Source organism: Reyranella sp. (genome assembly GCF_030651995.1).
GTDB lineage: Bacteria > Pseudomonadota > Alphaproteobacteria > Reyranellales > Reyranellaceae > Reyranella.
In genome coordinates this window covers 1-14954 of the sequence record NZ_JAUSBN010000007.1, presented here as the reverse complement: position 1 = coordinate 14954, position 14954 = coordinate 1, and the positions used below count along the sequence as shown (strand labels likewise).

The 14954-nt window shown below is 67.0% G+C and carries 17 protein-coding genes, 1 tRNA gene and 1 pseudogene; 15 read left to right on the top strand and 4 right to left on the bottom strand.

Translation table 11 applies throughout. The features are described from left to right. Nucleotides 1-45 precede the first annotated feature (45 nt). Nucleotides 46-1176 (top strand): efflux RND transporter periplasmic adaptor subunit, encoded by a 1131-nt coding sequence (locus Q7V45_RS02100; RefSeq protein ID WP_304846190.1) that lies wholly within the window; start codon nt 46-48, stop codon nt 1174-1176. A 22-nt stretch (nt 1177-1198) separates the two neighbouring features. Continuing rightward, the gene (locus Q7V45_RS02095; RefSeq protein ID WP_304846187.1) at nt 1199-4294 is read left to right on the top strand and encodes an efflux RND transporter permease subunit; all 3096 of its coding nucleotides are present in this window, start codon (nt 1199-1201) and stop codon (nt 4292-4294) included. Nucleotide 4295: 1 nt separating this feature from the next. Here the strand turns inward: Q7V45_RS02095 and Q7V45_RS02090 are convergent, their stop codons facing one another. Then, nucleotides 4296-5180 carry a haloalkane dehalogenase gene (locus tag Q7V45_RS02090; protein WP_304846184.1) on the bottom strand — a complete coding sequence of 295 codons (885 nt, stop codon included), beginning with the start codon at nt 5178-5180 and terminating at the stop codon, nt 4296-4298. Between Q7V45_RS02090 and Q7V45_RS27005 the strand changes: the two genes are divergently transcribed. The 8 genes from Q7V45_RS27005 to Q7V45_RS02050 are packed head-to-tail and all read left to right on the top strand — an operon-like array spanning nt 5079 to nt 10665. Beyond that, complete coding sequence (locus Q7V45_RS27005; RefSeq protein ID WP_370692541.1) at nt 5079-5387, top strand: hypothetical protein; 309 nt, start codon at nt 5079-5081, stop codon at nt 5385-5387. The two genes, Q7V45_RS02090 and Q7V45_RS27005, sit on opposite strands and share 102 nt — an antisense overlap. Before the next feature lie 31 nt (nt 5388-5418). Next, nucleotides 5419-5973: a dCTP deaminase gene (gene dcd / locus Q7V45_RS02080; protein ID WP_304846178.1), complete on the top strand. Its 555-nt coding sequence runs from the start codon at nt 5419-5421 to the stop codon at nt 5971-5973. Between the two features lie 12 nt (nt 5974-5985). Continuing rightward, entirely contained in the window at nt 5986-7269 is a 1284-nt protein-coding gene (gene murA, locus Q7V45_RS02075) for a UDP-N-acetylglucosamine 1-carboxyvinyltransferase (RefSeq protein WP_304846175.1), read from the top strand. Between the two features lie 5 nt (nt 7270-7274). Next, nucleotides 7275-7700 carry a DUF2948 family protein gene (locus tag Q7V45_RS02070; RefSeq protein ID WP_304846172.1) on the top strand — a complete coding sequence of 142 codons (426 nt, stop codon included), beginning with the start codon at nt 7275-7277 and terminating at the stop codon, nt 7698-7700. 48 nt (nt 7701-7748) lie between these two features. Further along, nucleotides 7749-8429 (top strand): ATP phosphoribosyltransferase, encoded by a 681-nt coding sequence (gene hisG / locus Q7V45_RS02065; RefSeq protein ID WP_304846169.1) that lies wholly within the window; start codon nt 7749-7751, stop codon nt 8427-8429. Next, complete coding sequence (gene hisD / locus Q7V45_RS02060; RefSeq protein ID WP_304846166.1) at nt 8419-9717, top strand: histidinol dehydrogenase; 1299 nt, start codon at nt 8419-8421, stop codon at nt 9715-9717. The genes hisG and hisD overlap by 11 nt, the downstream gene beginning before the upstream one ends. A gap of 2 nt (nt 9718-9719) precedes the next feature. Beyond that, on the top strand, nt 9720-10208 hold the full coding sequence (locus Q7V45_RS02055; RefSeq protein WP_304846163.1) for a UPF0262 family protein: 489 nt from the start codon (nt 9720-9722) through the stop codon (nt 10206-10208). Nucleotides 10209-10221: 13 nt separating this feature from the next. Continuing rightward, complete coding sequence (locus Q7V45_RS02050) at nt 10222-10665, top strand: low molecular weight phosphatase family protein (RefSeq protein ID WP_304846160.1); 444 nt, start codon at nt 10222-10224, stop codon at nt 10663-10665. 34 nt (nt 10666-10699) lie between these two features. Here the strand turns inward: Q7V45_RS02050 and Q7V45_RS02045 are convergent, their stop codons facing one another. After that, nucleotides 10700-11284, bottom strand: a complete 585-nt coding sequence (locus Q7V45_RS02045) for a hypothetical protein (RefSeq protein ID WP_304846157.1) — start codon at nt 11282-11284, stop codon at nt 10700-10702. Between the two features lie 17 nt (nt 11285-11301). Then, nucleotides 11302-12057, bottom strand: coding sequence for a hypothetical protein (locus Q7V45_RS02040; RefSeq protein ID WP_304846154.1), 756 nt, complete (start codon nt 12055-12057; stop codon nt 11302-11304). Between the two features lie 188 nt (nt 12058-12245). Between Q7V45_RS02040 and infA the strand changes: the two genes are divergently transcribed. The 5 genes from infA to Q7V45_RS02015 all read left to right on the top strand — a co-directional run bounded on the left by infA (nt 12246) and on the right by Q7V45_RS02015 (nt 14558). After that, the gene (gene infA / locus Q7V45_RS02035) at nt 12246-12464 is read left to right on the top strand and encodes a translation initiation factor IF-1 (protein WP_295137458.1); all 219 of its coding nucleotides are present in this window, start codon (nt 12246-12248) and stop codon (nt 12462-12464) included. 3 nt (nt 12465-12467) lie between these two features. Next, on the top strand, nt 12468-13049 hold the full coding sequence (locus tag Q7V45_RS02030; protein WP_304846146.1) for a nucleoside triphosphate pyrophosphatase: 582 nt from the start codon (nt 12468-12470) through the stop codon (nt 13047-13049). After that, nucleotides 13046-14230, top strand: a complete 1185-nt coding sequence (locus Q7V45_RS02025) for a ribonuclease E/G (RefSeq protein ID WP_304846143.1) — start codon at nt 13046-13048, stop codon at nt 14228-14230. The genes Q7V45_RS02030 and Q7V45_RS02025 overlap by 4 nt, the downstream gene beginning before the upstream one ends. Then, complete coding sequence (locus tag Q7V45_RS02020) at nt 14223-14447, top strand: DNA gyrase inhibitor YacG (protein WP_304846140.1); 225 nt, start codon at nt 14223-14225, stop codon at nt 14445-14447. Before Q7V45_RS02025 ends, Q7V45_RS02020 begins: the two co-directional genes overlap by 8 nt. Before the next feature lie 35 nt (nt 14448-14482). Then, nucleotides 14483-14558 (top strand) — tRNA-Phe (locus Q7V45_RS02015). Nucleotides 14559-14573: 15 nt separating this feature from the next. Here the strand turns inward: Q7V45_RS02015 and Q7V45_RS02010 are convergent. Continuing rightward, a pseudogene (locus Q7V45_RS02010) lies at nt 14574-14954 on the bottom strand (hypothetical protein); the annotation flags it as partial.

Below are 14954 nucleotides of genomic sequence, written 5' to 3'. Positions count from 1 at the left end.
TTCCCTTTCAGACCTATCCATCCTGATCAGCTCAAGAGGCATACGATGATCAAGCGAATGCTCATCATGCTCATTCTCGTCGGCGCAGTGCTCGGCGGGTTGTTCGGCTTCAAGGCCTTCGTCAACGGCAAGATTCAGGAAGCCATGGCGGGCATGGCCAACATGCCTCAGACGGTCTCCGCCACGAAGGCAGAGACCAGCGACTGGCAGCCGCGGATCGATGCGGTCGGCACCCTGCGGGCCGTGCGCGGCGCAGAGCTGTCGCTCGAGGTGCCGGGCGTGGTCGAGACGATCACCTTCCAGTCGGGTGACGAGGTGAAGGCGGGGCAGGTGCTGCTGACCCTGCGCAAGGAAGACGAAGAGGCCCGGCTTCAGTCGCTGGAGGCGACGGCGTCCCTCGCGCAGATCACCTACGACCGCGACCTGAAGCAGCTCAAGGCGCAGGCGATCAGCCAGGCGATCGTCGACAACGACGAAGCCAATCTGCGCAATGCCCGCGCGCAGGTCGCCGTCCAGAAGGCGATCCTCGACAAGAAGACGCTCCGGGCGCCGTTCGACGGCAAGCTCGGCCTGCGCCAGGTCGACCTCGGCCAGTTCCTCGCGGCGGGCACCATGATCGCGACCCTGCAGTCGATGGATCCCATTTTTGTCGACTTCCTCCTGCCCCAGCAGGCCGTGGCGCAGATCGCCGTCGGCGACAAGGTGCGGGCGAAGGTCGACGCTTTCCCCGGCCGCACCTTCCAAGGCGAGATCACAGCCGTCAATCCGAAGATCGAGACGGGCAGCCGCAATGTGCAGGTGCGCGCCACCCTGCCGAACGCGGACCAGAAGCTGATGCCCGGCATGTTCGCCACGGTCGAGCTGGACACCGGTGCGGCGCAGCGTCTGGTCACGCTGCCGCAGACCGCTGTGAGCTACAATCCCTACGGCTCGCTGGTCTACCTCGTCGACGACAAGGGCAAGGGCGCTGATGCCAAGCCCGAACTCGTCGCGCGACAGGTCTTCGTCACGACGGGCGCGACGCGCGGCGACCAGGTGGCGATCCTGAAGGGAGTCTCCGAAGGCGACACGGTCGTCACCTCCGGCCAGATCAAGCTGCGCAACGGCGTGCCGGTGCTGGTCGACAACCGCGCCGTGCCGACCAACGACCCCGCCCCGAAGATCGTCGACAAATAGCCAGCCTGCAGGACATCGTCCCATGAAGTTCACCGATCTCTTCATCCGCCGTCCGGTACTGGCGAGCGTGGTCAGCCTGCTGATCCTGGTCGTCGGCCTGCGTGCCATCAGCGCCCTGCCGGTGCTGCAGTATCCGCGCACCGAGAATGCGGTCGTCACGATCACGACGACCTATTACGGCGCCGATCCTGACGTCATCGCAGGCTTCATCACCACGCCGCTGGAGCAGGCGATCGCCCAGGCCAACGGCATCGATTACATGACCTCGACCAGCCAGAGCGGCGTGAGCACCATCACGGTCTATCTGCGTCTCAACTACGATTCGAGCAAGGCGCTGACGGAGATCAACACCAAGGTGAGTTCGGTGCTGAACCGGCTGCCCACCGGGACGCAGCAGCCGGTGCTGACAGTGAAGGTCGGGCAGACGATCGACGCGATGTACATCGGCTTCAACAGCAAGGAGCTGGCGCCGAACCAGATCACCGACTACCTGGTCCGCGTCGTGCAGCCCAGGCTGCAGGCGGTCGAAGGCGTGCAGACGGCCGAACTGCTGGGGGCAAAGAACTTCGCGCTGCGCGCCTGGCTCGACCCGCAGAAGCTTGCTGCCTACGGCATGACCGCCGCCGATGTCAGCCAGGCGCTGACGGCGAACGACTACATCGCCGGCCTCGGCACGACCAAGGGCCAGATGGTGCAGGTCACCCTCAAGGCCTCGACGGCGCTGAGTTCGCTGGAGGAGTTCCGCAACCTGGTGCTGAAGCAGGACAAGGGCGCGATCGTTCGGCTCAGCGACGTGGCCAACGTGACGCTGGGCTCCGACGATTACGAATCCGAAGTGAGCTTCGACGGCCAGAAGGCGGTCTATATCGGCATCCAGGTCGCGCCGGCCGCCAACCTGCTCGACGTGATCAAGGGCGTGAAGGACGTCTTTCCGGAGATCCAGGCGCAGCTGCCGCAGGGGCTGAACGGCCAGATCATCTACGATTCGACGGAGTTCGTGAACAGCTCGATCGACGAGGTGATCCGCACCCTGGTCGAGGCGCTGGTCATCGTGACCCTGGTTGTCTTCGCCTTCCTGGGATCGATCCGCTCGGTGATCATTCCCTTGATCGCCATTCCGTTGTCGCTGATCGGCACCTTTGCCATGATGGCGGCCTTCGGCTTCTCCATCAATCTGCTGACCCTGCTTGCGCTGGTGCTGGCGATCGGCCTGGTGGTCGACGACGCCATCATCGTGGTCGAGAACGTGAACCGCCATCTCGAGGAAGGGCAGAAGCCTTTCCCGGCGGCGATCCAGGCGGCGCGCGAGTTGGGCGGGCCGATCATCGCCATGACCGTGGTGCTGATCGCCGTCTATGTGCCGATCGGCTTCCAGAGCGGCCTGACGGGCGCGCTGTTCACCGAGTTCGCCTTCACCCTGGTGGGTGCCGTCACCATCTCGGCGGTCGTCGCGCTGACCCTCTCGCCCATGATGTGCTCGCGGATGCTGAAGCCGCATGCTCACGACGACGGCGGCCTGGAGGCGCGCCTGATCCGCGGCATCGACAACGTGTTCGACCGGCTGCGGCGCGGCTATTCCCGCTGGCTGACCGGCAGCCTCAACTATCTGCCGGTGACGGCGACCTTCGCCGTGCTGGTACTCGGCAGCATTTACTTCCTCTACTCGGCCACCAGCAGCGAGCTGGCGCCGCAGGAGGACCAGGGCATCATCATCGGCTTCGCGACCTCGGCGCCCAATTCGACCATCGACCAGCGCCAGATCTATTCGCGCGAGATCTACAAGATCGGCGTCAGCCATCCGGAGACCGATCACGTCTTCCAGCTCGACGTGCCCGGCCAGTCGATCGCGGGTTACGTGCTGAAGCCGTGGGACCAGCGCGTCATGACCTCGAACCAGCTGCAGCCGATCGTCCAGCAGGAGCTGTCGGGAATCGCCGGCGCCCAGGTCGTGGCCTTCCAGCCGCCGCCGCTGCCGGGGTCGACCGGCCTGCCCATCCAGTTCGTGATCAACACGACGGGCGGGTTCGATGCGCTGAACGACGTGGCGCAGAAGTTCCTGCAGGAAGCGCTCGCCACCGGCCGCTTCATCTTCCTCAACACAGACCTCAAGATCGACGCGCCGCAGGCCACGGTCGTGATCGATCGCGACAAGGCCTCGGCGCTCGGCTTGAAGATGAGCGACATCGGCGGCGCCCTGGGCTCGATGCTGGGCGGCGGCTACGTCAACTACTTCGCCCTCGACGGCCGCTCCTACAAGGTGATCCCGCAGGTCCAGCAGTCCTCGCGGCAGAACATCGACCAGATCCTCGACTATCACATCAAGGCCGGCGACGGCACCACGGTGCCGCTGTCCACCGTCGCGTCGATCGTCACCAAGGCGATTCCGCAGTCGCTCAATCACTTCCAGCAGCTCAACAGCGCCACCATCCAGGGCGTCGCCTTCCCGGGCGTGTCGCAGGCCGAGGCACTGGAGACGCTGAAGGAGCTGGCGCAGCGCACGCTGCCGCAGGGCTACTCGATCGACTATGGCGGCGCGTCGCGGCAGTACATCCAGGAAACGGGCGGCTTCATCGTCACCTTCGGCTTCGCGCTGATCATCATCTACCTGTCGCTCGCGGCGCTGTTCGAGAGCTTTCGCGATCCGCTGATCATCCTGTTCTCGGTGCCGATGTCGATCGCGGGCGCGCTCATCTTCCTGATGGCGCTCAGCACCGTGGGCATGCCGGGGGCGACGCTGAACATCTACACCCAGGTGGGTCTGGTCACCCTGATGGGGCTGATCAGCAAGCATGGCATCCTGATCGTCGAGGTGGCCAACGAACTTCAGGAGGCCGGCAAGTCGCGGCGTGAGGCCATCCAGGAAGCCGCCGCCATCCGTCTGCGGCCGATCCTGATGACCACGGCGGCAATGGTGCTGGGCGTCGTACCTTTGATCGTCGCCACCGGAGCCGGTGCCCTGTCGCGCTTCTCGATGGGCCTGGTGATCGCCAGCGGCCTGGCGGTCGGCACGCTCTTCACCCTGTTCGTGGTGCCGGCCGTCTACGTGATGCTGGCAGCCGACCATTCCAGGAAGCGCGGCGCCAGCGAGCACATCGAGGCCCTGGCGGCGGGCGACTGAGCTATAGCGTCTTCAGGGCCTCGAGGGCGATTTCATCGCCCCATTCCTGCACGAAGTGTCCGCCGTCGGTGATTTCCAAAGGGGGCGGACAATTGCGGATGACGGTGTGAAGTTCGCGCATGATCGGCGGGCCGAGGACGGGATCCTTCATGCCTATCGCCATCAGGCTCTTGCCCGTCCAGCGCTCGCGCCAGAAGGTCCGGGCCCCCCGGGACAGGGCGGCTCCGCCGGCCTCTGGCCTGTCGGGCACGAGATTGGGGAAGCGTCGGACTCCCGCCTTGTAGGACGAATCGGAATAGGGCGCGCCATAGGCGGCCGCTTCGGCATTGGAGAGATGCGGGCAGGCGCGCTTCATCAGGCCGGCAATATTCAGGTCGGGATTGCGGTTCGAAAAGTCACGCCAGGCGAGGAATCCCTGGCCGAGCGGGCGATCGCCCGTGCCGAGGTCGGTGTTCATGACCAGCAGCGCCGTGTAGCGCTGGGGCGCTGCCATCGGCAGGGTCAGGCCGATCAGGCCGCCCCAGTCCTGGACGACCAACACGATATTGCGGAGGTCGAGTGCCTCGATCACGCCAAGCATCGTGTCGCGATGGAATTCGAACGTATAGAGGGCCTCGTCTTTCGGCTTGTCCGACCGGCCGAAACCCAGGAAATCCGGCGCGACGGCCCGGTGCCCGGCCGCCGTGAAATGCGGAATCATGCGCCTGTACAGATAGCTCCAGGTGGGCTGGCCGTGCAGGCAGAGGAAGGTTTTTCCGGCATCTCGCGGGCCCTCGTCGACATAGTGCAGGCGCAGCGCATCGGGCCGCTCCAGGTATTTCGGTTGAAAAGGCCAATCCGGAAGATTGGCAAATCGCTCATCTGGCGTGCGCAGGGCCTCGATCAATGGTGTATCCTCCCGGCCATGGTGGCCCCCTCGAAACCTGTTCCGGAGAAGGACGAACGCGCCGAACGTCTCGCTGCCGCTCTGCGCGAAAACCTGAAGCGGCGCAAGGCGCAGGCGCGCGCGAAGGGGGATGTCCTGAAGCCGGCGGACACAGGCCGGAGTTCCGGCCCGGACGTTGGCCGGGCCCCGGTCAAGGCTGGCGGTTGAGCCAGCTCCCTCCCTCCTTTAGAAGCGCCCGATGAGCATTCTCTCCGACCGCTGGATTCGCCGCATGGCGCAGGAGAAGGGCATGATCGAGCCCTTCGTGGACGCCCAGAAGCGCGAAGGCGTTATTTCCTACGGCCTGTCGTCCTACGGCTACGACGCCCGCGTCGGTACCGACTTCAAGATCTTCACCAACGTCAATTCGTCGGTGGTCGACCCCAAGAACTTCGACCAGCAGAGTTTCGTCGACCGCAACACTGAAGTCTGCATCATCCCACCCAATTCCTTCGCGCTGGCACGGACGGTCGAATATTTCCGCATCCCGCGTGACGTGCTGGTGATCTGCGTCGGCAAGTCGACCTATGCGCGCTGCGGCATCATCGTGAACGTGACGCCGCTCGAGCCGGAGTGGGAGGGTCACGTGACCCTGGAATTCTCCAATACCACGCCGCTGCCCGCGAAGATCTATGCCAACGAGGGCGCCTGCCAGTTCCTCTTCCTTCAGGGCAACGAACCCTGCGAGGTTTCCTACCGCGACAAGGCCGGCAAGTATCAGGGCCAGCGCGGCGTCACCCTGCCGAAAATCTGAGCGGAGGCGACCATGGACAGAATTCGTATCAGGGGCGGCCGTCAGCTCAAGGGCCAGATCCACATCTCCGGCGCCAAGAATGCGGCGCTGCCGCTGATGGTGGCCTCGATGCTGAGCGACCAGCCGCTTACCCTGCACAACGTGCCACGGCTGGCCGACATCACCACCATGATGCAGCTGCTGCGCCAGCACGGGGTGGAGATCGAGGCGACCGCCGGCGAAAACGGCCACAGCCACGGCACGACGATGGTGCTGAAGGCCGCGAAGATCACCTCGACCACCGCGCCCTACGACATCGTGCGCAAGATGCGCGCCTCGATGCTGGTGCTGGGCGTGCTGCTGGCGCGCGAGGGCCAGGCCAGGGTGTCGCTGCCGGGCGGCTGCGCGATCGGCGCCCGTCCCGTGGATCTGCACATTGCCGGCCTGCGGGCGATGGGCGCCGAGATCGACATCGACGGTGGCTACATGGTCGCGCGGGCACCCAAGGGCCTCAAGGGCGCGCGCTACACCTTCCCGAAAGTGTCAGTCGGCGCCACCGAGAATCTGATGATCGCGGCTGCTCTGGCCAAGGGCACGACCGTGCTCGACAATGCCGCCCGCGAGCCCGAAATCGCCAATCTCGCCGAATGCCTGTCGGCGATGGGCGTCCCGGTGGGCGGCATCGGCACCGAGACGCTCACCATCGAGGGCGTGACGTCATTCAAGCCGATCGAACATGCGGTCATTCCCGACCGTATCGAGACCGGCACCTATGCCATGGCCGTCGCCATGACGGCGGGCGACGTCGAGCTGATCGGCGGCCGGGTCGACCTGATCGACACGGTGGCGGCCAGCCTGCGCGCGGCCGGCGTCACGCTCGAGGACACCCAGCACGGGATGCGGGTGCACCGGACCAACGGCGCGCTGCACGGCGTCGACGTAATGACGGAGCCGTTCCCGGGCTTCCCGACGGACCTGCAGGCGCAGATGATGGCGCTCATGACGCGGGCCGAGGGCGCCTCGATGATCACCGAGACGATCTTCGAGAGCCGCTTCATGCACGTGCCGGAACTGGCGCGCATGGGTGCCAACGTCACCATCCATCACCAGTCGGCACTGGTGCGCGGCGTGCCGAAGCTGCGCGGCGCCGAAGTGATGGCGACCGACCTGCGCGCCTCGGTGTCGCTCGCCATTGCGGCCCTGTCGGCCGAGGGCGACACGATGCTGCATCGCGTCTATCATCTCGACCGCGGCTTCGAGCGTCTGGAAGAGAAGCTCGGCGCCTGCGGTGCCGACATCGAGCGGCTGAAGGGCTAGGACGCATGACGGCCAAGCTGAAACTGTCCGCCCTCGATGCCGACGACTTGGCCATCATTTCCGCTGCCGTGCAGGACGCGCTGGTGGCGGTCCGCGACTGCGCCTTGCTGAAGGACGAGAGCCGCTTCGTCCTGCTGCTCAACCGGTTCCGGTGGGAAGCCGATCCCGAGCAGGGGACCGGCCATACCCGGACCCATTCCGCCCTCGTTTTCAACGAGGTCACGGGCGTGCGGCACCATGACATCCCCACGGCTGAGCCCGACCGGATGCTGGAATTGCTCGCGGTGGTGCTGGAGAACGACCGTTCAGTCCTCCTGCGCTTTTCGGCCGGACGGGCCATACGGCTGGAAATCGGCCGGCTCGCATGCCATTTGGGGGACGTAGGGGAGCCTTGGCCCACCCCGTGGAAGCCCGCCCACCCGGTCGAATAGCCTTTCGGCTCCGGCGAGGGGCGGGCATTCGTTACTGGAGAACCTGTCGTGTCGAGCGAGGCTAACGAGAAGCTGATCCTGGCGCTGCCCAAGGGCCGCATCCTCAAGGAGGCCGGCCCCGTCTTCGCGGCTGCCGGCATCGTGCCGGAAGCAGCCTTCGCCGATCCCGATGCCCGCCAGCTTCGGTTTGCGACCAACCATCCCGATCTCGACATCATCCGCGTCCGCTCCTTCGACGTGGCGACCTTCGTGGCGTTCGGCGCGGCGCATCTTGGGATCGCCGGCGCCGACGTGCTGATGGAGTTCGACTATCCGGAGATCTACGCCCCGATCGATCTCGGCATCGGCAAGTGCCGCCTGGCCGTCGCCGAGCCGGTCGAGATGGCGGGCCGGGACGATCCGCGCCGCTGGAGCCACGTCCGCATCGCCACCAAGTATCCCGAGGTCACGCGCCGGCACTTCGCCGCGCGCGGCGTGCAGGCGGAGTGCGTCAAGCTGTCGGGCGCGATGGAGCTGGCGCCGTCGCTCGGCCTCAGCCACCGCATCGTCGACCTCGTCGATTCCGGCCGCACCCTGAAGGAGAACGGTCTGGTCGAGATCGAGCATATCGCCGACATCACCTCGCGCTTCATCGTGAACCGCGCCGCGCTCAAGACGCGGCCGGAGCGGGTCGGCCACTGGATCGACCGTTTCCGCGAGGTCGCCGCAGGGGCCGCCCGTGCCGCTTAGGCTCGACGCCTCGGCGCCGGGTTTCGAAAAGGAATTTTCGGCCTTCCTCGGGCGCAATCGGGATACCGACGAGAATGTCGACCGCGTGGTCGCCGGCATCTTGGCCGATGTGCGCGCGCGCGGCGATGCGGCGGTCGTCGACTACACCGCCCGGTTCGACTGGGCGGGAATCACTGCTGCCACCATGCGCATCTCCGACGCCGAACGCGACGCGGCGGCGGCGCAGGTGCCGGCGGCGCAGCGCGAGGCGCTGGTCTTTGCGGCCCGGCGTATCGAGGCCTTCCATCGTGCGCTGATGCCTAAGGATGTCGACTTCACCGACGCCACCGGCACGCGGCTCGGTGCGCGGTACCGGCCGGTGGACGCGGCCGGCGTCTACGTGCCGGGCGGCACGGCGGCCTACCCGTCCTCGGTGCTGATGAACATCGTGCCGGCCAAGGTCGCGGGGGTGAGCCGCATCGTCATGGTGGTGCCGACGCCCGGCGGCGCGCTCAATCCGCTGGTCATGCTGGCGGCCGCGATCGCCGGCGCCGACGAGATCTGGCGCATCGGCGGCGCGCAGGCGGTGGCGGCGCTCGCCTACGGCACGGAATCGATCAGGCCGGTCGACAAGATCACCGGGCCGGGCAACGCCTACGTCGCGGCGGCCAAGCGCCGCGTGTTCGGCCAGGTCGGCATCGACCTCATCGCCGGCCCTTCCGAAATCCTCGTGGTTGCCGACCGCCACAACGATCCGGCCTGGATTGCCGCCGACCTGCTGTCGCAGGCCGAGCACGATCCGTCGTCGCAATCGGTGCTGATCGCCGACGATGCGGCCTTTGCCGACGCCGTCCTGCGCGCCGTCGAGGCCGAGCTGAAGACGCTTGCCCGCGCCAAGATCGCCGCGGCGAGCTGGCGCGACAATGGCGCCGTGATCCTGGTGCCGGACTTCTCGGCCGCGCCGCCCATCGTCGACGCCATTGCCGCCGAACATGTCGAGCTGGCGATGGAGATGGCGGAGGCCGAGGCGCTGTCGCAGAAGATCCGTCATGCCGGCGCGATCTTCCTTGGCCGCCACACGCCCGAGGCGATCGGCGACTATGTCGCCGGCACCAACCACGTGCTGCCGACCTCTCGCGCCGCGCGTTTCTCGGGCGGGCTGGGCGTGTCCGACTTCCTGAAGCGGACGTCGCTGGTCGCCTGTACGCCGCAGTCTCTGGCCGCCCTCGGCCCGTCCGCCGTGGCGCTCGCCGATGCCGAGGGGCTCGGCGCCCATGGCCGTTCGGTCTCGCTCCGGCTGGGACGCTAGCGATGCCGGCCGGGACGACCGACAAGGCGCGGCGCATCGTCGATGTCGTGCTGGACGAGGAATCGGTCGCCCGCCGCGCGCCCGAAGTCGAGCACGAGCGGGCCGTCGCGCTGTTCGACCTGATCGAGGAGAATGATTTCCTTCTGGTCGGCAGCCAGCCCGGCCCCTATCGCCTGCGCATCGGCATCTTCGAACAGCGCCTGGTGTTCGACGTGCGCAACGAGGCCGACGAGAAGCTGCGCGACATCGTCCTGTCGCTGACCCCGTTCCGCAAGGTCGTGAAGGATTACTTCCTGATCTGTGAGAGCTACTACGCCGCCATCAAGAAGCTCGGCCCGTCGCAGATCGAAGCGCTCGACATGGGCCGGCGGGGCCTGCACGACGAGGGTTCTGACCTGCTGCGCGAGCGGCTCGACGGCAAGATCGAGGTCGACCACGACACGGCCCGGCGGCTGTTCACGCTGATCTGCGCCCTGCACATCAAATCGTGAGCGCGGAGGGGCGATGATCGGACTGCCGTCCAGCCTGCTCTTCGCCTGCAGCGAGAATTCCGTCCGGTCGCCGATGGCCGAGGCTCTGGCCAAGCGGCTCTACGGCCACAGGGTCTTTATCGATTCGGTCGGCGTGCGCGCGAGCGAGGTCGACGGATTTGCCGTCACCGCTCTCGACGAGATCGACATCGACGTCCACCGTCACCATGCCAAGACGTTCGACGACGTCGATGCCGCGTCGTTCGAGCTGATTGTCACGCTGTCGCCGGAAGCGCATCACAGCGCCCTCGAGTTCACGCGCGGGACGGCGACCGAAGTCGAGTACTGGCCGATGCCCGACCCCAGCGCCGTGGAGGGATCGCGGGAGACGCGGCTCGACGCCTATCGCCATACCCGCGACCAGGTGCTGGCCCGACTGAAGGCCCGCTTCGGGATACCGATCACGCCCTCGGTCTGAGACCGTTCCCGCACGAGCGCCTGAAAGGACGTCGTCAGCGCGTGCTGTCGGCGCCCGCGTACCAGGCGGCGCGATGCGAGCTGTGACGCGGCACCGGCAGGTTGACGAGGTCCATGAACACCGAGGCGCCGCCGTCGGCGCCCGCGAGGTCGCCCTCGAGCACGTCGACGTCGAAGGTGAGCCTGTCGCCTTCCAGCTTCGGCGACTTCAGCGTGACGACGGCATCGACGACGCTGGCCTTCGCCTTGTTCAGCACCGACACCGTGGCATTGGGCGGATCCTTGGCGAACGAGTTGGGAGCCTTCAGCGTCCACTCCTCGAGCACGTGCGCCAGCATCGCGTGGCCGGCCGAACGGACCGGGCGGTCGGCGAACACGATGACGCTGGGCGCGATGCCTTCGAGGATCAGCTTGTTGTCCTGCAGCTTGGCGCCGCGGGCATTCAGCACGAACATCGAGGGGATGAGGCGCGGATGGCGCGCCGCGCCGACGACCTTGGGCAGGCCCTGCACCGAGGAGGGGGCGGGCGCGGCCGGCTGGGACTGCGCGGCGGCGCCGAAGGCGAGGCCGAGCGTGGCGGCGGCGGTCGCGAGGGCGACGGAGAGTCGGAAGGTTTGCATGATCATCACCGTGCGGCTCAGTAGCAGGGCAGGAGGGGCGGCTTGCCGCACGTCGGCGCGTTGTAGCGCTGCTGGTAGCGCGGATCGATGTCGGGCGGAGGCGGTGCGCCGGCGCCGCTGTTGTAGCCGCCGCCGGCATACGGATTGACGGGGTGCGTCGGCGACGGATTGGACCAGCCGCTGAACGTGCTGGTGCCGTCCGGATCGCCGATCGCCGGCGTCTCGCCACCGGTCGTCTGGTTCTGGCCATAGTACTGGGCGCCGTGCGAGCCGATGCCGAACCAGATCGTGTCGATGAACACGGAGGCCGGACCGTCGGCGGCGCCGAGGCTGCCCTCCAGCACGTCGACATCGAAGGTGAGTTTCTCGCCTTCGAGCCTGGCGGTCTTCAGGGTCACCACGAGGTCCGACACGTTGCCGCCGTCCTTGTGGAAGACGGAAACCGTGGCGTTCGGCGGATCCTTGGCGAAGCTGCCGGTGCGCCAGATGTCGGCCATGTCCGGCGTCACCATGTGACCGACCGAGCGTTTGGGCCGGCTGGTGAACAGGGTCGCCGTGGGCAACACGCCGTCGAGGACCAGCTTCTGGCCGTCGAGCTTGGCGCCGCGGGCATTGATGACGATCAGGGCCGTCGAATACTGCCGCTTGGCCGGCTTGCCGATCGTCTTCTGGGCCGGATGGGTGATGGCGTTGGGCGGTGCCGCGGGAGCCGGCGACGCCTGGGCGAAGGCAAGTGCCGGCGTCAGGAGCAGGGCGGCCACAAGGCCGGACATGCGCGTTGGGTTCATCTTCTGCTGGTCCTTCTTTCCCGGGCGTCCGTAGCCGCGCTCTGTATAGGGGAGGCGGGGTCCCCTGAGAAGGCCGGCTGTCCCCCGCGTTGGTCGCGCCGCCATTGACTTACCCCCTCCTGCGGCCCATTTTCCGGCCGCTTTCCCAGAAATTCACCCCAGCCGGAGGCCGGATGGCCAAAGAAGACTTGATCGAATTTACAGGCGTCGTGGCCGAGTTGCTGCCCAACGCGATGTTCCGCGTGAAGCTCGACAACGACCACGTCATTCTCGCCCACACCTCGGGCAAGATGCGCAAGAACCGCATCCGCGTTCTGGCAGGCGACCGCGTCACCGTCGAGATGACGCCCTACGACCTGACCAAGGGCCGCATCACCTTCCGCTTCAAGTAGGCGTTGCGCGCCTCGCCGATCCCCCCGCTCGTACTGGCCTCCGCGTCTCCGCGACGGCTCGACCTGTTGCGACAGGTCGGACACGAGCCCGCGACGATCGACCCTGCCGACATCGACGAAACGCCCCGGGCGGGCGAGCTGCCGCGTGCCTATGCGCTGCGCATGGCGCTGGCGAAACTCGCCGTCGTGAAGGAGCGTCACGCCGGCGCCCTCGTGCTGGCGGCCGACAGCGTCGTGGTCTGCGGTCGCCGCATCCTGCCGAAGACCGAAGTTGAGGCCGAGGCGCGCGATTGCCTCGTGAGACTGTCGGGCCGCCGCCATCGCGTGCTGGGCGGCGTCGCCGTGGCCGGTCCCGACGGCCGGGTGCGGACGCGCCTCGTCGAGACCATCGTGCGCTTCAAGCGCCTCGAGGCCGCCGAGATCGATGCCTATCTCGCGAGCGGCGAGTGGCGGGGCAAGGCCGGCGGCTATGCCATCCAGGGCCGGGCCGCTGCCTTCGTCGCCTTCCTCTCGGGCTCCTACAGCAACGTCGTCGGGTTGCCGCTGTTCGAAACCGTGGCGCTCCTCGAGGCCTCTGCCCCATGAGCCGCGTCGATCGCCTCGTCTGCCATGTGTTGCCCACGGCGTTCCTGATGGCGCTGGTGACGGAAGGTCGCCTGGTCGAGTTGCAGGTGGTCCGCCGCGACCGGCCATCGAGGGTCGAGAGCATCTTCCTCGGCCGTCTGGAGCGCGTAATGCCCGATCTCGATGCGGCCTTCGTCGACATCGGCATAGACCGGGCGGGCTTCCTGCGGGCCGAGGACCTCTCGGGCAGCGATGGCTGGCCGCCGCTCGGTGCGCCGGTCCTCGTGCAGGTGCGCAACGACGGCGAGGGCGACAAGGGTCCGCGCCTGTCGATGAACATCGCCATCAGCGGCCGCTATCTCGTCTATCATCCCAACGGTGCCGGCGTGACCTTCTCCCGTCGCATCGAGGGAGAACTGGAGCGCGACCGCCTGCGTGGCCATGTCGAGGGGCTGCTGGACGGCGGGATCGTTCTGCGCACCGCCGCTGCGGGCGCCACCGCCGAGGTCCTGCAGGCCGACGCCACGGGCGTGCTCGAACGGTGGGAGAAGATCCGGCGCCTGGCGCTCGACGTCGAACCGCCGGCCGACCTGTCGTCGCGCATCCCGGGCGAGCGCGATCCGATCGCGCGGGCGTTGCGCGATCATGGGGCGGGTCTCGAGGAGGTGATCCTCGACGACCGCGCCCTGGCGCGCACGCTGCAGGACAAGATGGACCGGCTGGGCGAGAAGATCCGCGTCCGCTGGCACAACGGGACGATGCCGGCCTTCGACATCGACGACGTCGCGGGACAGATCGACACCGCGCTGGCGCCGCGCATCGCCCTGCAGAGCGGTGTCGAGGTGCTGTTCGAGCCCGGCGAGACGCTGTGCGCCGTGGACGTCGACAGTGCCAGTGCCGGCGGCCGCCAGGGCCGCGCGCCACGCCGGCCGGTCGACGTCAATCTGGAGGCGGCGCCGGCGATCGCCCACCAGCTCAGGCTGCGCAACATCGCGGGCGCGGTGGTCATCGACTTCGTGACGATGCGCAGCGCCTACGACCGCGACAAGGTCCAGGCGGTGCTGGCCGAGCATCTGGCGAACGACCCGGTGCCCACCCAGATCTACGGTTTCACCCGGCTCGGCCTGTTCGAGTTGACCCGCGCCCGGCGCGGCCCGACCCTGGCGGCCCAGCTCGAAGCGCTGGAAAAGAGCGATGCCTGACCGGACCCCGCCGCTGCGCGCCGTGCGCATCGAACCGAGATGCCCGACGTGCGGCAAGCCCGCAGACCCCAAGTACAAGCCCTTCTGCCGCAAGCGCTGTGCCGACATCGACCTCGGCCGCTGGCTGAAGGAAGGTTATCGCGTGCCGACCGACGAGGCGCCCGGCGAGGAAGACCTTGAGGATAGCGGTGGCGGCGCGTCTGGACAGCGGAGCTAGCCCGTCCTATAAGCCCGGCCGCCAACGAACGATGTGCCCAGGTAGCTCAGTTGGTAGAGCATGCGACTGAAAATCGCAGTGTCGGTGGTTCGACTCCGCCCCTGGGCACCATTCGTTTTCAATGACTTAGCCAAATCGATAGTTCCCGATCGGGGCGAGTTTGCCACGTGGTTTGCCACGCGTTGTATAAATCAGTGTTTTTTGGTTCGTTCGGACAACGTTCATCGGCTGTTGTTGCCGCTGTTCAAAGGCCATAAACGCCCGGTCAGACGCTGCCCGTCGATTTCCGTCGCGCTCATATACAGCACTGGCCGCATCGCTTATGTGGCCGAGTGCGGCCTTCCTCGCTTCACGTTCCACTCCCAGGTCGTAGAGGGCTGCTCCGAGAGAATGCCGAAGACCGTGGAAGCAGAGCCCTGACCCGACTAGCCCCAGGTACTCCAGCCGCTTAACCAAGTTCCACAGGAGTGTCTGAAGACCATCTCGCGTGTAGGGTTTCCCCTCAAG

Excerpts from the sequence above, each read along its gene's own strand:
- Q7V45_RS02050 (WP_304846160.1), top strand. The coding sequence starts at position 10,222 with ATGATCGGACTGCCGTCCAGCCTGCTCTTCGCCTGCAGCGAGAATTCC.
- Q7V45_RS02100 (WP_304846190.1), top strand. The coding sequence starts at position 46 with ATGATCAAGCGAATGCTCATCATGCTCATTCTCGTCGGCGCAGTGCTC.
- infA (WP_295137458.1), top strand. The coding sequence starts at position 12,246 with ATGGCCAAAGAAGACTTGATCGAATTTACAGGCGTCGTGGCCGAGTTG.
- Q7V45_RS02025 (WP_304846143.1), top strand. The coding sequence starts at position 13,046 with ATGAGCCGCGTCGATCGCCTCGTCTGCCATGTGTTGCCCACGGCGTTC.
- Q7V45_RS02020 (WP_304846140.1), top strand. The coding sequence starts at position 14,223 with ATGCCTGACCGGACCCCGCCGCTGCGCGCCGTGCGCATCGAACCGAGA.
- dcd (WP_304846178.1), top strand. The coding sequence starts at position 5,419 with ATGAGCATTCTCTCCGACCGCTGGATTCGCCGCATGGCGCAGGAGAAG.
- Q7V45_RS02055 (WP_304846163.1), top strand. The coding sequence starts at position 9,720 with ATGCCGGCCGGGACGACCGACAAGGCGCGGCGCATCGTCGATGTCGTG.
- murA (WP_304846175.1), top strand. The coding sequence starts at position 5,986 with ATGGACAGAATTCGTATCAGGGGCGGCCGTCAGCTCAAGGGCCAGATC.
- Q7V45_RS02045 (WP_304846157.1), bottom strand. The coding sequence starts at position 11,284 with ATGCAAACCTTCCGACTCTCCGTCGCCCTCGCGACCGCCGCCGCCACG.
- Q7V45_RS02070 (WP_304846172.1), top strand. The coding sequence starts at position 7,275 with ATGACGGCCAAGCTGAAACTGTCCGCCCTCGATGCCGACGACTTGGCC.
- Q7V45_RS02095 (WP_304846187.1), top strand. The coding sequence starts at position 1,199 with ATGAAGTTCACCGATCTCTTCATCCGCCGTCCGGTACTGGCGAGCGTG.
- Q7V45_RS02040 (WP_304846154.1), bottom strand. The coding sequence starts at position 12,057 with ATGTCCGGCCTTGTGGCCGCCCTGCTCCTGACGCCGGCACTTGCCTTC.